Origin of the sequence: Bacillus sp. FSL W8-1143 (genome assembly GCF_037965155.1) — a bacterium.
GTDB lineage: Bacteria > Bacillota > Bacilli > Bacillales > Bacillaceae > Bacillus > Bacillus pumilus.
Map to the genome: position 1 here is coordinate 1906113 of NZ_CP150182.1, position 18360 is coordinate 1924472.

Consider the following 18360-nt stretch of genomic DNA (forward strand, 5'->3'; position numbering starts at 1 on the left):
CTTTCACGACCTACATTTTAAAATCATCCATATGATCGATATATACTTGATCCCTATTCTCAAGCTCCCTCACGACTTTTTGGTGTTCTTCTTCATCTAGATTATAAAAATTAATATCAATCATCGCTAAAATCAGTAAGCATACAGGAATCACTGTTACCGTGATTAAAATGCCAAGCAATGCTTCTGGCGTCTGTATTTGGTTTGCAACATAGCCAAATCGATCGAGTACAAGCCCCGGAACAATCCCGCCTAATGCCATCCCAAATTTAAAGAAAAATCCAATGACTGCGTAGATCAGTCCGCCCATCCTTTTTCCAGTTTTATATTCGCCGTATTCAACAGTCTCAGGAATGAGCGCCCACATGTAAGCACCCGCTGTAATACTCCCCGCAGCAGCAACAAGCCTGAAAATCAGTATTAAAGTGATTTGACTCGGCGGTATCACAAGTAAAGCAAGAAGACCTACTATATTCAGCGATAAAGAATAATTCAGCAGCTTTTTCTTTCCTAACAGCTTGTGCAGCTTCGGAATAAACGGAAGCACCATTAAAGCTGGCAGACTGCCAATGAGTCCGTACCATTTCACTAAATCTTCTCTGCCAAGGTTATACGTCACATAATAGATCCCAACAGAGTTGCTGATCGAGTTCACACCAAAAATAATAATAAAGAAAATGCTTAATACAACAAGCGGGCGATTCACTCGTAATTGGACAAAGATATCACTGAATTTAATCTTTTCCTCTGGCTTTTGAAGCGTGACACGTTCATTCGTGCTTTTAAAACAGAAAATCAGTAATGCGCCGCCAAGAACGCCGAGAAAAGCCATCGTCATCTGCCAGCCAAGTGCTGTATTTCCTGTCGTATCACTTAAAAAGGTCGCAAGAAAAGGAACAAAAAAAGCAACAACTAGACCACCTAGATTGGCAAACACCATACGAACGGACGTAATACTGACAACCTCTTGGTTATTTCTTGTCATTGCGGAAGTTAAAGCACCATAAGGAACGTTGATGAATGTGTATGTAAGCGATAAACCAACATACGTGATGTAGGCATAAATGAGTTTACCCATTTCGGAAAAATCAGGTGTTGTAAAGCAAAGAATGGCAAGTACGACAAAAGGAAACGCACCGAATAACAAATAAGGTCTGAATCTACCAAAACGGCTGTTCGTCCGGTCTACCAATGCACCAATAAATGGATCTGCAAGCGCATCGATGGCGCGAACAACCAAAAACATCGTCCCTGCTGCTGCCGCTGATAAACCGTACACATCTGTATAGAAAAATAATAGATACGTAGAAACAGTTGCGTAAATCAAATTACATGCGAAATCCCCTGAAGCATATCCCACTTTTTCAGACATACGAATCTTCTTTAAATTCTCACTAACCATGAGCTTTCTCCCTTCTTCACTTAGCCTCTTCTAACGAACAGATGACGGAGGGCAGCAGCAATCAATACAGGGAATATAAAGCGCTTTCAATTTGTTATAAAAATGTAGCTGAACATCTCTTCCTTTCAGCTTAGCCCAAATGCGCAGCAAAACAGTCGAATGACAGAATCATCTCCTTCAATATAGGGATCAATACTTGAAATTCATCTTAGTTTATTGACCAAACAAACTAAGATGAATTCATTTTATAAAATCTGATCTGACTTTTCAATATATTTTGAAAAAATAATCCAAATAATCGATTTCTTGTCATTCATCTTGTGAAATGACAAGAAAATCTGAAAGAATTCATTTAAAGGTTGCATTCAAGCTCATCCCATGCTATATTAATCAAGCGATGAGCTGAATTGTGTAAGTCGGGTAACATGTCTCTTTGAGACACACACGAATGTGGCGTGTGGTTATTCCGCCTCAATACGCAAAAGACATCTTCTTAGGAAGATGTCTTTTTTCTTACCCTATTTTTGTTCCATTCTCAACCGGTTCATCTGTCGCTAACAACACCACGTCTTCTTTTGACGGCATGCCTCCTAAGACAAGCACTTCTGATTTGAACCCTGCAATTCTTCTTGGCGGGAAATTAACGACCGCTACGATTTGTTTGCCGGTAAGATTTTCCGCTGTATAACGCTTTGTCAGCTGAGCACTAGATTGCTTTACACCAATTTCTTCACCAAAATCAATCTTGAGCTTCAATGCAGGCACTCTTGCCTCTGCAAAAAATTCTGCTTCTATGATCGTCCCAACGCGAATATCTAACGCCAAAAACTGTTCAATATCTGCCATCTGACTCTCTCCTCTTCATAAAAGGTAACGTAATCTATTGATTATCCATTGTAGCACATTCATTTTGTCATAGAGGAGGTTCAAAAAGCCTATACAGCGCTAAAATCACCTTTATAGTTTACATAATAAATTTATTGTCGTGTATTAAATGTTTGCATCCTGAAAATGAATTCAGTAAAATGGCAAATAATCCTACTGCTTCCTCCCGAATATATTGGGGAGGGTTCACACTTGTTTACATTATCGGATATGTGGACGTTTTGCTGGTCGTTTTTTGTCATTCTTCCTATCGTTGCCATCCTGCATCAGCTTGGCCATATTGTGGTCGCGTGGATGTTTGGAGCAAAGGTTTCCTTTGCGCTTGGCAGAGGGAAAAAAGTGTTGAAAGTAGGCGTCGTTGAAATTAGACGAATCTATTTTCTAGATGCATTTTGCCACTATGAAGAAATGAGGAAAAACAACCGATTGTCGCACATTCTTGTCTACTTAGGCGGTTCATTATGCAACCTGCTCAGTGTTCTCATACTGAACACAATGATCGCCAATGATTTCCTGCCAGAGCACCAATTTTTCTATCAATTTGCTTACTTCTCAGTCTACTATGTATTTTTTGCACTGCTGCCAGTCCAGTATACAGATCATCATCCGAGTGATGGGCAAGCGATTGTGAACATCATTCGGCACGGTGAACCATGCGACATCATTGACTAACATGATGACTTTCACTGTCAATATGATAATGAATCGTTAAAAAAGGAATACCGAACAGCTTCATTTGATGTACCGCTGTGAGACTTTGATCTGTCTCCGGCTTCATATGAAAGCTTTCTTCCATTGGCAGTTTCATGGTGATAAAAGGCGTATGCAAATACAATCCTTCGTCACCGGTACTGCCTTTTGGACATGCGCTTTTTAATAGAAAATCTTCTTTCTCATTAAAAGGCTTTAAAATAGCTGTCAGCTGAGAATACGGAAGTGGCAGCGCAATATTCATATAACCCGCAGCTGCATCGTAATGAAGAGCATAAAGAGCAAAAAAGACTTGCTCTCCTTTTACATTGTGACGTATCCAAGCCCGAACATTTTCCCTTTCTTCCTTCGGATGTTGAAATCTAGTCAGACGTCCCTTCATCTCATATGGATGACGAGATAACCCCAAATAAAGCTGACCTATTTTCTTAAACACTGGCTGAAGTAAAAAAACAAACGGCCTTACCCACCAATGAAAGCTGACGGCTGCTTTTAATGTAAAAGCCATAGGGTCTTCATAAAATCTGCGAATCACAGGTGACACCCTGTCAGCTGAAAATGTCGTTCCATTTAATTCATCAAGCGAATCGACTAAACCCAGCTTCTCATGGTTATGCACGCTTTCCTCTTGAAAAGAGATCAGTTGAAACCGGCCATACACTTTGGAAATCGGAAAGTTCTTCTGCTTTAATTGATCCTTCGGCCCTTCAATCAGCCAGCCAATCAACCCCGGCAAAATCACAAAAAAAGCATTGATACTGCCATGAAACCAAATCATCTGATCAATGCTGATGTAGGTCACACGCATCAGCATACCAGCGGAATAAAGAAGTGATAACACGATCGTCCCCATTAAAACTAAGCTAGAAAACACAACAAGTCCTTTTGCCAAAGTCGACCGAAATCTTGTTTTCATACAAAGGATGCCATATATGTAGAGGGCCATCACATAAAGAATGACGCTGAACGTATCAAATAGACGGGAAAAGCTAATCCCCACAGCAATCATCACAGGCGACAGCAAAATCACCCAGCCTGCCGCTTTGTATAAAGCTGTCTCTTTTATTCGCTGCCTTCCTAAAAATCCATAAAAAAGCGGGATAAAAAAAGCCGAGTAATGAAAATGAATAGCGGTCAAAAGAACAATGATCGGCGAAAATGTCATCACCTGTATATCTGCTGTGTACAGCCAAAACCACAGACCGCCTAAAGCGAGATACATCCATGCGCCATCAATCATCAGCTCATGAAGCGGAAAGATTCCTCTTTTCAGCAAACGAGAAAAGCCAAATAACGCCAATAAGATTGTATATAAAAGCCATCCCGATGCAAACCAAGCGGAATGATAGATAAAAGCAGTGGTTGCACAAAGAGCCGCTAGTGGAAAGGCTTTCATTAAAAAGCCGATCAGCCTCTCTGGCTTGTGTTTCTTCCCTTCTTTCTCAAAAAAGTGTAAGGCAGAGGGAACAAAAAATAGAATTGCCATGAGAACAAAAAATTCTGCTACCCGGCCTGTCATGAAACGGGTGGCGATAAAACAAGACATGAAGATCAGACTGGATGTCAAATGCCACTTATTCATCATGAGACACCCTTTCTGTAAAACGGCCTTTATATGTAAAAAGAGTACCAAACAGGCGATTTTTCACGTGGACATCAATGGTATATTCACCTGCATGTTCATCGTAGCCTTCCGTTACATCTGACACACCATAAAGCCATGAAGGCAGCGGCCATTCCCTGCCGAACATCAAAAACTTCTGCCGGCCGGATTGGATGTGCAAGAAACCATGCTTTGTTACTGTAAAATGAAGCTCTGACACAAGAAGTCTAGGCTTTCCAAAGTAGTCTAGTACTGTATGACTCTTCTGATCAATGATCATATCTGCATCAAAGTGCCGCTCCTTCTTTGGGAAATAAAACGTTCGATACCAGTGCATCCCTTCCTCTCCCTTACGTGTCACAAAGGGATCATTGACAATTTGGAAAGGAATGTCTTTTCCTCTTTCAGGGAAAAAGCACCGAAACAAAGAACCAATTCTGAAAATAAATCGAATGAGTCTTGACCCGCCGCCTATTTCCTCCATGGTGCCTTCAGCAGAAAACGCGCGATTGTATCTCTCTTTTAGCTTTGGATGCAGTTTATCGTAATCCTTTACTTGATGACGATGAACGACCATGTCTACCTCCCCTTTTTCGTTTGATGGAAAATACATCTACACAATCTTTTAGATTGATCATACCTGCAATCGACAAAATGAAAAATGCACTTATCACAAGCGGCTCATGAAGCGTCGTTTGCGGGGATAGGACCCCTATACAAAGCATGATGAGAAGAAACATACTTTGAAAAATGAATAGATATTTCTTTGTTAGCTTGGGAATTAGCCATGATACGCCTAAAAGCGCATAAAACAATCGGAAACTCGTGCTATGATCAAAAGCCGAATGTGAAAAAGGAATGACCGCTTGGCATAGCCAGACGATGGCAAACAGCAAACAAATCCCGTAATGAGCAAGTGTTCTCTCTAGCAACAAACGGGGATGTGTTCCCTTTTCAAGCCACGTCTTTAATGCCCCAAAACTAAAGGCTGTCATAAACCCGATCATTGGGCGAAAAAGAATCCGGTCTGCCCATGTCCATCCTTTTCCTTCTTTCGTTTTGTAATCAAATTGAGTTTGAAACACAATGTGGTCGCTTGTTTTCATATACTTCCAGTAGCCGCTGCCTTCTTTGATAAAAGACAATGGGTGTGACGATTTGAAATGAAGTGAGGATGCCCGCTCATTCCGTTCATCCATCATTCTTGTTCGATAAGCTCCTGTCCCTGTGACACTTAAACCAAACCCAAGATGCTTTTCATACAAAAAGGATTGGGGCTGTTCATTTTGAGGTTCATTTAATGAAATGGTTGAAAAGCGCAAATCCCATTGTTCATGAAGCTTTGGATTTTGCGTATATTCCCATACTTTCTCTATCGGTGCATGAATGGTTGTTTCCACATAAACAGGCTTTCTTTTCATCTGCCTCTACTCCTCTATGTGAATTGTTTCACATAACAAGCATACCATGTTTCACAAAACTGTCAAATGTTTATTCTTTTTTTGTCAAAAAATTGGTTCAAGATGGTCGCCTCTTTAACATATCGGTTCACTACCAAAAAAAGACCTGTCAATGAGACAGATCTTCTTTTTGCAACACACCTGAGATATAAAGCTTGACCGCATAGCTCACACTGTCTTCAAGCTGTTCTTTTCGTTGAAATCCATTTTTATTTGAAATATCACCGAAGCCGTGCAATAAGCTTCTTAGTCCTCTGACCACATGTGTCATCTCTTCTTCTTTGACACCAAAACGGGCCATGATGGATTGGACAAATTCAACAAGGCGCTCTGCCTCACTTCTTACTTTTTTCTCCTCCATATGTGAAAAGGCCGCTTCATAAAGGCCTGGATGTTCGCGGACAAATTGAACATACTGTTTGGCAAAGGCTAACACAGCTTCTTCTTTATCCAATCCCTCTGTTACGTGTATACCTTCTTCACGTAGCATGGACAGCCCTTTTTCTGCGAGTGCCGCCTGAATTTCAAGAAGACCAGATACATGATTATAAAGAGAAGGTGGTCTGATGTTCAGCTTTTTAGACAATGTAGCAATGGTCAATGCAGAAAAGCCCTCTTCATCAACAAATGCGGCCGCTGTATCGATGATTTTTTCTTGCGTGATACCCATTCTTGGAGACACGGTTTACTGCTCCCCTTTCTTTAACTGATGCTGCCTTTTTGTTATGGCAGCTTGAAGCTTGGCATGAGGTTCCATGATAAGATCACCATGTCCTACTGCAAGACAAGATAAGGGAAGTGCCAGCAATTTTTCGGCACTTTTGAGTGCTGTTTCTGCATCCCAAGTGGCAAAAGCCGGGAACGGGAAGGTCAAGCGAAACTCACCCGTTACGAATAAACCGCCTTTTGTCACAAGTGCATCTCCTGCAATGACAATCCCTGACCTTTCATCGTATAAAGAAATGCTTCCAGGTGTATGTCCTGGTGTTGAGATGACTTTAAGTGACCCAATCTCGTCCCCTTCTTCGACAAGCACATCTGGTTTTGTGTGAATGTCTTTTGAAAAACTGCCTTTAATTTTTTGCTGAGGTTCACCAGGAAGCAAGGAAAAATCACCTTCAAAAAGGAGGGCATCGCGTTTTGATAAATAAACGACTGCCTCTGGAAAAGCCTTTTTCACTTCATCTAGTGCACCGATATGATCCATATGACTATGAGTAAGAATAATCTTGTCGATTGGCTTGTCTTTTTTGTGCGCAAATTCAATGATCGAGCTTGCTGCCATTTTTAAAGCAGCATCAATTAATATCAGTCCATTTTCTTCCTCAAATACATAGCAATTTACCGGAAATAGACGCGGCATCAATGTGAGCTGGTGCAGGCGATCAAAAGTTGTCAATCTCATCATATGTCCTCCTAAAACTAATGTCGTTAGTTTTATATTAACTAATGATATTAGTTTTAGCAAGCATTTCTTCATCAACCGCAATATAAATATCAATTTGCGCTTCTTTTGGATCTATAGATCTTTCATCATACCATTCAAAGTCGCCTGTATATGTGCGGTAATGGCGCTCATCCCACGCCCAAATCTGCTGCCATGTCTCCAACACAACCTCTTCAATAGGTCCCTTTCTCGTTCGGAATTTTGCGTAGGTCGATGCAGGAATCTCTATGACATGTTCTACCTGCTGATCCACGAATTGCCCAGCAGTAAATAAATAAGAGCCATGCTCATCTTTTTCATAATCTGAATATAATCCTATGACGGGCGCTTGCCCTCCGTAAAGCTGCTGCGCAAAAAATTGTTGCCAGAGTGGAGCAATCTTCCGCTCTTTTGTTTGCTCCATTTCGTTTGTTGTTCGAACAGACAACCCTTTCATCCATTGTTTCTCTAATGTCACGATATCGTACATACATTCTCATCTCCTTTTTTTCTATCATATAAAAAGAAACCTGACAACATTGTGTCAAGTTTCTATTCGTTTGAGAAATTGTTTCAACTGAATGTCAAACGCTTCTTTGACATGCTTCGGGGAAAGAATGTCAACATCTGGACCTAAATGGAATAGGAAACTATTTAACCAATCATCAAGAGGTACGGTAATGGTGGCAAGGTAAGTGCCGTCTGAACAAACATTCAATTCGTTCTCATCTACCCATTCCTTCACTTTCCCCACTGATGCTTCCGTTAACCTGAGCGTGACAGAGCTGATCGACGGTTGTTCTTGCCAAGAATCATTCCAAGGCTTTTCTTCGTTTTTGATTCTTTTCGGTTGAAAATACCCTGAAATGGTGACAAGACCCGTCATTCTAGTCAGCTTGAACAGACGAAAAGCTTTTTTTACACAACAGAACGCATACAAATACCAATGCCTCCCTTTTAAAACGAGCGTATAAGGCTCCACTTTGCGTGGAAGTGTTTCACCTTTCGCATTGCGGTAAGTAAACTGAATGTATTGGTGCGCTGACGCAGCTGTATGAATGAGCTGGAGCTTCTTTTCTGCCTGGCTGTCTTTTCCCCAGGAGCTTAAATCAATGAAGACATGATGCTGTTTTTCGTTTTCACACGTATGCGTGGGAATAAGCGATTTGATTTTTTTCAGTACATGTTCGCTTTCTTTAAAGGAATAGGCACTCGTCATGCTTTCGAGGGCTGTTAAAATGACCTCGATGTCATCATCGGTAAATAATTTTTTCTCTAAACGATAATCCTCAACAAGTGAAATGCCTCCACCTGCTCCTTGGGTTGTGACAACAGGGATTCCCGCTTGATTGATGGTATCAATGTCACGATAAATGGTCCTCGTGCTCACTTCGTGAAGTTCAGCAAGATCTTTCGCCTGTACTTGCTTCTTGCTAATGAGCAGCATCACAGTAGATAAAATGCGGTCGATTTTCATGACTTTTCCTCTTTTTCATAAATGTAGGTTTTGTTTTGATAAAAAAAGAAAGAATGGTAAAGATAAGTAACAGCCAGCATTCGTTTACATCCCTGCACGTGCAGGAGGAGGTTGCATCATGACACATAACGTGTGGCAATTGTTCATGATTGGGAGCATTATGTTGATCTGCATCATGATTCGAATGAATCGAATGAGACGCTTTCAGCTTGTACGCCCCATCAGGCTTTTGATGAGAATGTATCTCTTTGGTCTTTCAGCCCTTATTCTCCTATCAGAAGGATGGCAAAATCATAATATCCTTATCTATGCCGCTATTGGTATGCTTTTTGGAAGCTGCCTAGCTGTTCATGCCTATCAGACGATTCGTATGAAAGAAGAAAATGGCCGGCTGTATATGAAAACGAGTAAATGGATTGAAAGCTTCATTTTATGTTTGTTTTTATCCAGGCTTAGTTTTAAGCTGGTTGAGCTCACAAACCATTCGATGACCAAAATCAGTGTCGTTGAACTGTATCAGCACATCGTGAGCGATGATGCGATGACCATGCTCAGCTTTTTTCTTTTAGCTGCTTACTATGTTGTTTTTTCTTTTCACATGATGAAAGCAAATAAACGATCGACACATGTGCATCATGCATAAAAACCTTCCTATATGAAAGTAGGAAGGTTTTTTATCAATCGTGCTGTGCATGGTGAATCATCTGTTCAAGCACTTCCATCACATGCTGATCTTCAGGGCTGTAAAAAATCGAGGTCCCTGCTCGTCTAGATTTCACGAGACGAAGGTTTTTTAAAAAGCGCAGCTGATGAGAAACGGTTGATTGCATGAGATTCAGTGTTTCTGCTATATCATTTACCGAGTGTTCACCTTGAGACAGCAGGTGCAGAATTCGAATACGTGTCGGATCAGATAAAGCTTTAAAGGTTTGGGAGACAAGAAATAGACTTTCTTCATCCAGCTCCATCCGTTCCTGTTCTTGATTTGTATTCAGTTCTTCCTTCATTTTGCTTCACCTTTCTTGTCCGTCAAATCACGACTTATTCTATGTATCATCATATACCAAAACGTCCGGCATGCAAAGAGAGCACACTTTAGAAAAAAGATTTACTCAAATAGCATTGACACTTGGTAGCATTCTTTTTAAAATGAGCATTATTTATTCATTTTTTTAGAGGAGCTGATAGGCAAATTGACTGAAGAGCCAAGACTAAAACGCAGCCTGACTGTCTTTCCACTTGTTGTGATCGGGCTTGCTTATATGGATCCACTTGTCGTATTTGATTCATACGGCATTGTGGCTCAGCTGACGAAAGGACACGTCGCTACAGCTTATATATTTACGTTACTTGCATTACTATTGACAGCGCTTAGCTATGGGAATATGGTGAAGGCTTTTCCAAAAGCAGGATCTGCTTATACATACGCGCAAAAAAGTATTCATCCTCATGTTGGCTTTCTTGTAGGCTGGACACTTTTACTGGATTATTTATTTTTGCCTATGGTGAATTTTGCGATTGGAAGTGCTTATTTAACCGCAGCCTTTCCTGATGTACCTCATTACATTTGGATCTCCATACTTGCTATCGCCATAACGACTGTCAATGTAATCGGTATACGGCTTACAGCCAACATCACGGCACTATTTGTGACCTTTCAGGTCATTGTCGCCGTCACTTTTGTTGGGTTTATTATGTATGGGCTCACGCAAAACGCAGGCAGCGGGGAATTATTGTCCGCCCGGCCTTTTTATTCGGCGAGCTTAGATCCAGCGCTTATTTTTTCAGGAGCAACCATTTTATGTTTTTCGTTTCTAGGATTTGATGCGATTTCGACCCTGTCTGAGGAAACCATTAAGCCTAAAAAGACGATCCCACTTGCCATCTTCTTAACCGTCGCCATTGGAGGCGTACTGTTTACCTTGACGTCTTATTTTTTGCAGCAAGTATTTCCAAATTTTCAGCAGTTCAAGCATCCCGATGCTGCCTCACTTGAAATTGCGGATTTTGTGGGCGGCGCCTTTCTCCACTCGTTTTTTTTAGCTGGCACAATGGTCGCTGTTATCTCTTCTTCCTTATCGTCACATGCAAGTGCAGCAAGGCTATTATATGCAATGGGTAGAGATGAGTCGTTACCGAAGCGTTTCTTCGGATATATACATCCGAGATTAAAAACGCCTGTTTTTAATATTTTATTAATTGGTGCTTTCTCCTTAACCGCAGTCGTTGGCGAACTTGAAGTCATTTATTCCTTTATCAGCTTCGGCGCGTTGATTGGATTCACATTAGTGAACTTATCTGTTTTTGCGTACTATTTCATTAGACAAAAACAAAGAGGTGTACTCAATACATTGAGATACGCAGTGATTCCTCTGTGCGGGACGGCCTTTTGTATATGGCTGTTAACGAACATCAGTACAAATGCATTAATCATTGGTTTGCTTTGGCTGATTATCGGTTTTGTTTATTTCTGCTACAGACTGAAAACAAGACCCGAATTTACATTTGGGTACGATTGATTATAAGGTTTTCACTTGGTATCTTGTGCAGGATATGGCATAATAAAAAGGCTGTACTTCCCTTTTAAAAGCGGGGCAAAACAGGGGTGAACTGACCTTGAAAAAGAAAAAAACAGGATGTTTTGCCATTTCAGGCTGCTTCACGATTTTTCTGTTTGTTTTCGTATTAGCAGCCATTGTCATGTCCTTTAATCAAAAGGAGTTAAAAAAGCTGCCGATTGATACGGAATCAATTGTTTTGTCGAGATTGGATGATTTCAAACCGCTTGTAGAAACAGAGTTAAGAGATCAAGATTTAGATCAATATACCGCGTTAATCCTCGGTATGATGTATCAAGAATCAAAAGGCAGAGGCGGAGATCCAATGCAGTCCTCTGAATCTCTTGGTTTGAAACGAAATGAAATCAATGACCCTCAGAAAAGCATTAGACAAGGAGTCCATCATTTTTCTACTATGTACAAGCATGGGAAGAAAAAAGGCGTTGATTTGGAAACCATTATTCAAAGCTATAATATGGGAATTGGCTATATTGATTTTGTTGCAAAAAACGGGGGAAAACATTCCGAGAAATTGGCAAAACAATACTCTAAAAAGCAAGTGAAACGAAACCCAGAAGTCTATACGTGCGGAGGCAACAAAGATAACTTCCGCTACCCATATTGCTTCGGTGACTTCACTTATGCTGAAAAAGTAAAAGAAAAAACGAAAACAGTTGAAGAAAAGATGAAATTGGCTTCGTCATCCTCACCATCATCGTAAAAAAAGCACTTCCTAAATGGAAGTGCTTTTCATTTTATCGATGTTCTTTCCCGATTTCCGGCAGGATCGTTTTCGCTAAATGCTGATCCATTTCCTCATATTCATCATAATGAATCGTTTCATACAGCTCTTGTCTCGTTTGCATGTCCTTTAGCATTCCTTGCTGCGTCCCCTTCTCCATGATTTCTGTAAATAAACGCTCATACGCTTTTGCAGCGACTCTGAGTGATGACACAGGGTAAATGACCATTTGAAAGCCAAATACAGAAAATTCGTCTGCATGATAATAAGGCGTCTTGCCAAACTCCGTCATATTTGCAAGGAGCGGTCCTTTAATATTGTTTGACGCATGCGTGAAGTCCTCTGCTGTGATGAGTGCCTCAGGAAAAATAGCGTCAGCTCCTGCTTCTACGTAAAGATTGGCCCGGCGGATGACATCCTCCATCCCATTTACGGACCTTGCATCGGTTCTCGCAATCACCAAAAGCGTTGGTGCCGCTTGTTTGATGGCTTTGATTTTTGCGATCATCTCTTCTACTGGAACGAGCGATTTTCCGTTTAAATGTCCGCATTTTTTTGGCATTTGCTGATCTTCAATTTGAACAGCTGCCACCTTACTTTCTACCATTTCCTTTGCCGCCCTTGCAGCATTCAATACACCGCCATAGCCAGTATCCATATCGACCAAAAGCGGCAGCTGAGAAGCTCGAATGATTTCCTTTGCTTTTTCAGCCATTTCCGTTGAATGGATCATGCCGAGATCAGGCAATCCTTTGCTGGCACAAAAGGCGGCTCCGGATAAATAGAGCCCTTGGAAGCCCATTTTTTTTGCATAGAGCGCAGACATTCCATCGTGAACGCCTGGAATTTGAAATAAAGCTGATTTGTGCATTTGTTCTTGAAAGGCTGCGGCTAAATCTACTTGACTTGATTCATCATTCACGATCCACACACTAATTCCCTCCCTTATATGACGAATAAGTCCATAAATGCTGGTACGGTTGTTGTTTTTAATTGATTTGGATTTTGACAGAGTGACACAATTTGATCCACTTGTTTTTGTGGAAATCTCGTCTTCAAATGATAGAGCCATTTCTTTTCAAGCAGAGGAATGCCTTCCTGCCTTCTTCTGCGATGACCAAGTGGATATTCAATTTCGATTCGGTCTGTCATCGTCCCGTCTTTAAAGAAGATCTGCACACTGTTTGCAATGGATCTCTTTTTCGGATCTAAATAATCCGCTGTATATTGTTTATCTTCTTTGACGACCATTTGATCCCGGAGACGATCAATGACCGGATTTTGCGCCGTTTCTTCTTCATAATGGTCAGCTGTGAGCTCACCATAGATTAATCCAATCGCAGTAATATATTGCAAGCAATGATCGCGGTCTGCTGGATTATACAGCGGTCCCTTCTTATCGATAATCCGAATCGCTGATTCATGTGTTGTAATCTCTACTCGGTCAATGTCATCTAATCGACCTTTTACAGCGTCATACAGGATCATAGCAGCCTCTGCAGCCGTTTGGGCATGGAACTCAGCAGGATAAGCAATTTTGAAAAGCACATTTTCGATGACGTATGATCCTAGCGGCTGAGCGAGTGTGAGAGATTTCCCTTTCATCAGAACATCTTCAAAGCCCCACTTCTCTGCACTAAGCGGCGTTTGATAGCCCATTTCCCCTTTGAGTGTCATCATTGCAAGTCTCACCCCGCGGCTTGTTGCATCCCCAGCTGCCCATGATTTCCTCGACCCTGTGTTTGGGGCGTGGCGATACGTCCTAAGCGGAGAATTATCAACAAACGCTTGCGATAAAACATGCTGCACGTCTTCCTTTGTTCCGCCAAGCAATGCACATACAACAGCACTTGTTGCTACTTTGACAAATAGGACATGATCCAAGCCATTGCGATTCAGACAATTTTCTAAAGCCAGTACGCCTTGAATTTCATGTGCTTTGACAATCGCATGTAGTACGTCATTCATCGAAAGCGGCTCTTCCCCGTTTGCAAGCCGTGTTCTGCTGATGTAATCACTCACAGCTAATATCCCGCCTAAGTTATCTGACGGATGTCCCCACTCCTCTGCAAGCCACGTGTCATTATAATCTAACCAGCGAATCATACAGCCTATATCAAAAGCCGCTTGAACAGGATCTAGCACAAAGGAAGTACCTGGAACTCTTGCTCCATTAGGTACAACGGTTCCAGGGACGATCGGTCCAAGATGCTTCGTACATTCAGGAAAATTGAGCGCCAGCATTCCGCAGCCAAGTGTGTCTATAAGCACATAGCGTGCCGTTTCAATGGCTTCTTTACTCGTAATTTCCCCGTCTACTGCATAGGCTGCGATTTCTTCTAATAGCTGATCCGTTTGATTGGCGACTGCTGTTTTATTCATGTTCATTCCCCCATTTTTCCATCATCATCTGAAACTTTTAATCCTCTTGGCCCTAAATAACGGACTCTCGGTCTGAAAATGCGATTATGCAAATGCTGTTCAATGACATGAGCAGCTAATCCACTTGCCCTTGCAGCAAAGAAAATCGGTGTATAAAGTGAAATTGGAATCCCGAGCACGTAATAAATAGGTGCGGCGTAATAATCAAGGTTCGGATAGAGGTTTTTCTTCTCTTTCATGTATGCCTCTCCTGCTACACACATGTCATAAAGCGTTGTATCTCCCTTTGATTCCGTAAGCGTTTTCAATGATCGTTTTAAAAGAGCGGCTCTTGGGTCCATTTTTCTCATGTATACCCTATGGCCAAAGCCCATCATTTTTTCCTTTGCGGCTAATTTTCGCTCAATCAGCGCAAGGAAGCCTTCCGTTGTTTTCCCTTCGAGAAGCATATGCATGACAGCTTCATTCGCTCCTCCGTGCAAGTCACCTTTTAATGAAGAAATTGCTCCAGTAAAAGCACCATACATATCAGAATGTGTGGATGCGATGACTCTAGCGGCAAACGTTGAATTAGGCAGCTCATGTTCACTATATAATGTGAGTGTTTGGTCAAAAGCGGTGATTTCGTCTTGAGTTGGCGTGCGTCCGGTTAGCATGGTTAAAAAGGTTTCAGTGTAGGATTTGGTCTGATCTGGAGAAATAGCGGCGTCTTTTGTGAGAATATGATAGCTTCCAGCGACAATGGCCGGTAGCTGGCCGAGTAATCGAACAGCACGCTTTTGCTGGCATGCTTCTGATCGATCTTGTAACGCATCATCGTACCCACTAAGAGCAGATATGCACGTTCTCATGGCATCCATCGGATGTGTGGTTTTTGGCAGTTTTGTTAAAATGGTTTGAATGGTTGGATGTAAGTTGGTTTGTGAGGAAATGTCTTGCTGAAACTGGTGATATTCCATCGCATCTGGTAATCTTCCATAAATAAGCAGATAGGCTGTTTCTAAATAGGTCTTTTTTTGTGCCAACTCGATGAGGTCATACCCGCGAATTACAATCTCTTCTTGCTGCACATCTAAGTATGAGATAGACGTTTCGCTTGCCACAATGTCTTCAAGCCCCGGTTTATACTGCAGTTGTTCAGTCATCATATAACCCCCGTTTCGTTCAATTGTTGTTCTCCAAACGAGCAAACGGCCAAAAATGATGTGAGTCTATAGATGGGAAGATACCGTGCAAGTCGGATACCCAATTCCCATTTTATCCAAAGCACTGCATCTTGTAAATAAAAGAACGTATGTCCAGTTGGACATACGTTAGCTGTAGTATGGAGAAATCATCATATACACAATGACGCCAGTGAGACTAACATAAAGCCACAGCGGCATGGTCCAGCGAGCAATTTTACGGTGACGCTCGACTTGCATCTGTGCGCCTCTAAACAGCGTAATCAGGGCAAGCGGTACAATGACTGCTGATAAGACGATATGTGTGATTAAAATAAAGAAATAAATTGGACGGATAATCCCTTCTCCTCCGAAATGGGTATCAGCTGCCATTGAGTGATAGGTCACATACGAAATTAAAAAGACAAGTGTCGTTGAAAATGCAGCAAAGATAAATCGTCTGTGCGCTTTAATGTTCTTTTGTTTAATCATGATGAGTGCTGAAAGTAAAAAGATAAACGTAAAGCTGTTCATCACGGCATTAAGTAACGGCAAAAATGTAATATCCAGATGGCTAAATTTATCTGATTTTGGCATTAAAAATAATAAAGCGATTAATCCGTTGATGGCAATTGTTAAAATGATCACAATACCAGTAAAATTTTTCGGTTTTTGATTCTGTTCGTTCATGTTTGAAAACCTCTCTTTATTAGTTCCGACTAAGAGTATGTTATTTAAATTTCTCTATAAAGTCAATGAATTCGCTGTCTTCGTCGAATTTTAGACAAACTTGCAGGTTGCAGGCGTTCTAACGGCTTGAAAGATCCATCCACTTCCTTTAAAATTGGAATTTATGTGATTTTGATCATTTCTGATAGGAAAGGAGTAATGGACTTGTCAATCTTACAGGAAACTGCCAACGATGTGAAGACGTTAGAGCAAGAATTACAGCAATTGCAGTTCCAAATGTATCGAATGCAAGAAAATATGAAAGATATTTCGAAAAAAGCAAAGATCATTGGCATCGATCAAGCGAAAGAAGATGAGTGGCTGATCGTCTCTGCCATTGAAAGTGCAGATACATGTAAAATTATGCTCAGCGATTGTGAAAAAGCTTTTCGCGGACAATCTGATTTTTCCTTAATTGCGGAATATCCTGAAGAAGGAAAGATTCATATTGCCGATATTAAAGGCCCGCCAGATAATGGATACGGCTCCATCTGCATGAAGCATTTAAAAGAAATCGCAAGAGAGCAGAACATACCCGTGATTACTGGCGACCTCGTCAAAAGAGACTGGGATCACGTAGATCGCTTAATTCATTTTTATGAAAAGCATCAATTTGATGTCCAGATCAATTGGAAAGAACAAAGCGGAGAAATTTATTGGGTGGACAGCTAACGACAAAAACCAGCGTGTATCATAAGATATGCGCTGCTTTTTGTCGAAAATGCAAATTTTTCTGAAAAATATGTGTATTTTTGACCAAAAAAAGGGTACAATAAAAGCATCAGGCCGCCACCTGATGCTTTCTTCCAAAAAACAATTGTTTACTAGTTAAGTACTTTTACTTTGACTGATTTTACGCCCCAATTTTTCGCTTGGGATTTGCTTGGTACATGTACATCAATTTTGTTACCTTTAATTGCGCCGCCAGTATCTGCTGCGATGGCTTCACCATAGCCTTCAACATAAACCTTACTTCCTAATGGAATGACATTAGGATCTACTGCAATGACTTTTGCATTTGGGTTTTTGTTTAAGTTTACCCCTGTTGCAGTAATACCTGAGATGCCACCATCATTTGCTGTATAAGCCGTAGCTGTAACAGTCATTTCTTTTTGTACACTCTGACTAGCAGAAGATGATTCTGCTTTAGCTGTTTCCTTTTTAGGAGCAGCTTTTTTCGTTGTTTGCTCTTTTTGGACAGGTTCCTGTTTTTGAACAGGTTCTGAGCTTACCGGAGCCGAGCTTTGGCCAGCAACACTTAGTGTTGAACCAACCATAATTATATCTGAGTTTAAGTTATTCCAAGACTTAATATCGCTAATTGACACATTGAATTTTTGAGCGATTTTCCAGAGGCTGTCCCCCTTCTGGACTTTATACTGCTCCTGAGTTTTCTCTTTTGAAGAGATTGTCAATTTATCACCTACATAGATCATATCAGTAGATAAATTGTTCCAACCCTTTAGGTCCTTTAGAGACACATCATTTTTTTGTGAGATTCCCCAAAGTGTATCACCTTTCTGTACAGTGATTTCCTTTGCAGAAGCTTGCTGCGCTCCAAATGCTGTTGTTGAGATTGCTGCAACAGCAACCAAGGACATAATAGTCTTCTTCATAAAGTAAATCCTCCCTTGTTAGCTTTTTATGGCGGCTAACGAGTGCTATCGTAACATATGTAAATGTCAATTCAATAACAAAACGATATGTTTTAGATTACAGTTCCTTTACATGAAACATCTCTCTCCATTGGTAAATCAGTCCACAAAACGGCTTGATTCCCCGCCATATCAAGGTTTTAAAAGGATCAAAAACGGCCTGCTGA

20 protein-coding genes are annotated in these 18360 nt (G+C 41.0%); 5 read left to right on the top strand and 15 right to left on the bottom strand.

Features of this window, described 5'->3' with window-relative positions; translation table 11 throughout:
- Window positions 1-10 precede the first annotated feature (10 nt).
- A complete protein-coding gene (locus NSQ36_RS09385) occupies window positions 11-1402 on the bottom strand; it encodes an MFS transporter (protein ID WP_058014922.1) in 1392 nt (463 codons plus the stop codon).
- 513 nt (window positions 1403-1915) lie between these two features.
- Window positions 1916-2248 carry a chaperone CsaA gene (gene csaA, locus NSQ36_RS09390; RefSeq protein ID WP_003215734.1) on the bottom strand — a complete coding sequence of 111 codons (333 nt, stop codon included), beginning with the start codon at window positions 2246-2248 and terminating at the stop codon, window positions 1916-1918.
- A 231-nt stretch (window positions 2249-2479) separates the two neighbouring features.
- Between csaA and NSQ36_RS09395 the strand changes: the two genes are divergently transcribed.
- A complete protein-coding gene (locus NSQ36_RS09395) occupies window positions 2480-2959 on the top strand; it encodes a site-2 protease family protein (RefSeq protein WP_339205576.1) in 480 nt (159 codons plus the stop codon).
- Here the strand turns inward: NSQ36_RS09395 and NSQ36_RS09400 are convergent.
- The 7 genes from NSQ36_RS09400 to NSQ36_RS09430 form a co-directional block, all read right to left on the bottom strand.
- Entirely contained in the window at window positions 2949-4580 is a 1632-nt protein-coding gene (locus NSQ36_RS09400) for a YndJ family protein (RefSeq protein WP_339205578.1), read from the bottom strand. The two genes, NSQ36_RS09395 and NSQ36_RS09400, sit on opposite strands and share 11 nt — an antisense overlap.
- Window positions 4573-5178: a DUF4166 domain-containing protein gene (locus tag NSQ36_RS09405; RefSeq protein ID WP_339205580.1), complete on the bottom strand. Its 606-nt coding sequence runs from the start codon at window positions 5176-5178 to the stop codon at window positions 4573-4575. Before NSQ36_RS09405 ends, NSQ36_RS09400 begins: the two co-directional genes overlap by 8 nt.
- Entirely contained in the window at window positions 5141-6022 is an 882-nt protein-coding gene (locus NSQ36_RS09410) for a hypothetical protein (RefSeq protein WP_226803596.1), read from the bottom strand. Before NSQ36_RS09410 ends, NSQ36_RS09405 begins: the two co-directional genes overlap by 38 nt.
- Window positions 6023-6170: 148 nt before the next feature.
- Entirely contained in the window at window positions 6171-6743 is a 573-nt protein-coding gene (locus NSQ36_RS09415) for a TetR/AcrR family transcriptional regulator (protein WP_003216130.1), read from the bottom strand.
- A gap of 3 nt (window positions 6744-6746) precedes the next feature.
- On the bottom strand, window positions 6747-7466 hold the full coding sequence (locus NSQ36_RS09420; protein ID WP_137055102.1) for an MBL fold metallo-hydrolase: 720 nt from the start codon (window positions 7464-7466) through the stop codon (window positions 6747-6749).
- Window positions 7467-7503: 37 nt separating this feature from the next.
- Window positions 7504-7977, bottom strand: coding sequence for a GyrI-like domain-containing protein (locus tag NSQ36_RS09425; RefSeq protein ID WP_106032551.1), 474 nt, complete (start codon window positions 7975-7977; stop codon window positions 7504-7506).
- Window positions 7978-8031: 54 nt separating this feature from the next.
- Complete coding sequence (locus NSQ36_RS09430; RefSeq protein ID WP_309217856.1) at window positions 8032-8964, bottom strand: YafY family protein; 933 nt, start codon at window positions 8962-8964, stop codon at window positions 8032-8034.
- A 118-nt stretch (window positions 8965-9082) separates the two neighbouring features.
- Between NSQ36_RS09430 and NSQ36_RS09435 the strand changes: the two genes are divergently transcribed.
- The gene (locus NSQ36_RS09435) at window positions 9083-9607 is read left to right on the top strand and encodes a mother cell-specific membrane sporulation protein (RefSeq protein ID WP_339205583.1); all 525 of its coding nucleotides are present in this window, start codon (window positions 9083-9085) and stop codon (window positions 9605-9607) included.
- 34 nt (window positions 9608-9641) lie between these two features.
- On the opposite strand, the gene czrA is transcribed toward NSQ36_RS09435, so the two are convergent.
- A complete protein-coding gene (gene czrA, locus NSQ36_RS09440; RefSeq protein WP_007500691.1) occupies window positions 9642-9971 on the bottom strand; it encodes a Zn(II)-responsive metalloregulatory transcriptional repressor CzrA in 330 nt (109 codons plus the stop codon).
- Between the two features lie 186 nt (window positions 9972-10157).
- On the opposite strand from czrA, the gene NSQ36_RS09445 reads away from it, so the two are divergent.
- A complete protein-coding gene (locus NSQ36_RS09445; protein ID WP_050943932.1) occupies window positions 10158-11483 on the top strand; it encodes an APC family permease in 1326 nt (441 codons plus the stop codon).
- Between the two features lie 97 nt (window positions 11484-11580).
- Window positions 11581-12243 carry a lysozyme family protein gene (locus NSQ36_RS09450; RefSeq protein ID WP_003215897.1) on the top strand — a complete coding sequence of 221 codons (663 nt, stop codon included), beginning with the start codon at window positions 11581-11583 and terminating at the stop codon, window positions 12241-12243.
- 34 nt (window positions 12244-12277) lie between these two features.
- On the opposite strand, the gene prpB is transcribed toward NSQ36_RS09450, so the two are convergent.
- From prpB to NSQ36_RS09470, 4 genes are all read right to left on the bottom strand, one after another.
- Entirely contained in the window at window positions 12278-13195 is a 918-nt protein-coding gene (prpB, locus tag NSQ36_RS09455; RefSeq protein WP_050943931.1) for a methylisocitrate lyase, read from the bottom strand.
- A 14-nt stretch (window positions 13196-13209) separates the two neighbouring features.
- Window positions 13210-14646, bottom strand: a complete 1437-nt coding sequence (locus NSQ36_RS09460) for a bifunctional 2-methylcitrate dehydratase/aconitate hydratase (protein WP_326849201.1) — start codon at window positions 14644-14646, stop codon at window positions 13210-13212.
- Window positions 14647-14648: 2 nt separating this feature from the next.
- Window positions 14649-15791, bottom strand: a complete 1143-nt coding sequence (gene mmgD / locus NSQ36_RS09465) for a citrate synthase (RefSeq protein WP_050943929.1) — start codon at window positions 15789-15791, stop codon at window positions 14649-14651.
- A gap of 168 nt (window positions 15792-15959) precedes the next feature.
- Window positions 15960-16499: a DUF420 domain-containing protein gene (locus NSQ36_RS09470; protein ID WP_003215636.1), complete on the bottom strand. Its 540-nt coding sequence runs from the start codon at window positions 16497-16499 to the stop codon at window positions 15960-15962.
- Between the two features lie 198 nt (window positions 16500-16697).
- On the opposite strand from NSQ36_RS09470, the gene NSQ36_RS09475 reads away from it, so the two are divergent.
- On the top strand, window positions 16698-17210 hold the full coding sequence (locus NSQ36_RS09475; protein WP_050782689.1) for a hypothetical protein: 513 nt from the start codon (window positions 16698-16700) through the stop codon (window positions 17208-17210).
- 152 nt (window positions 17211-17362) lie between these two features.
- Here the strand turns inward: NSQ36_RS09475 and NSQ36_RS09480 are convergent, their stop codons facing one another.
- Window positions 17363-18154, bottom strand: coding sequence for a 3D domain-containing protein (locus NSQ36_RS09480; RefSeq protein ID WP_003216022.1), 792 nt, complete (start codon window positions 18152-18154; stop codon window positions 17363-17365).
- Window positions 18155-18360: the final 206 nt, after the last annotated feature.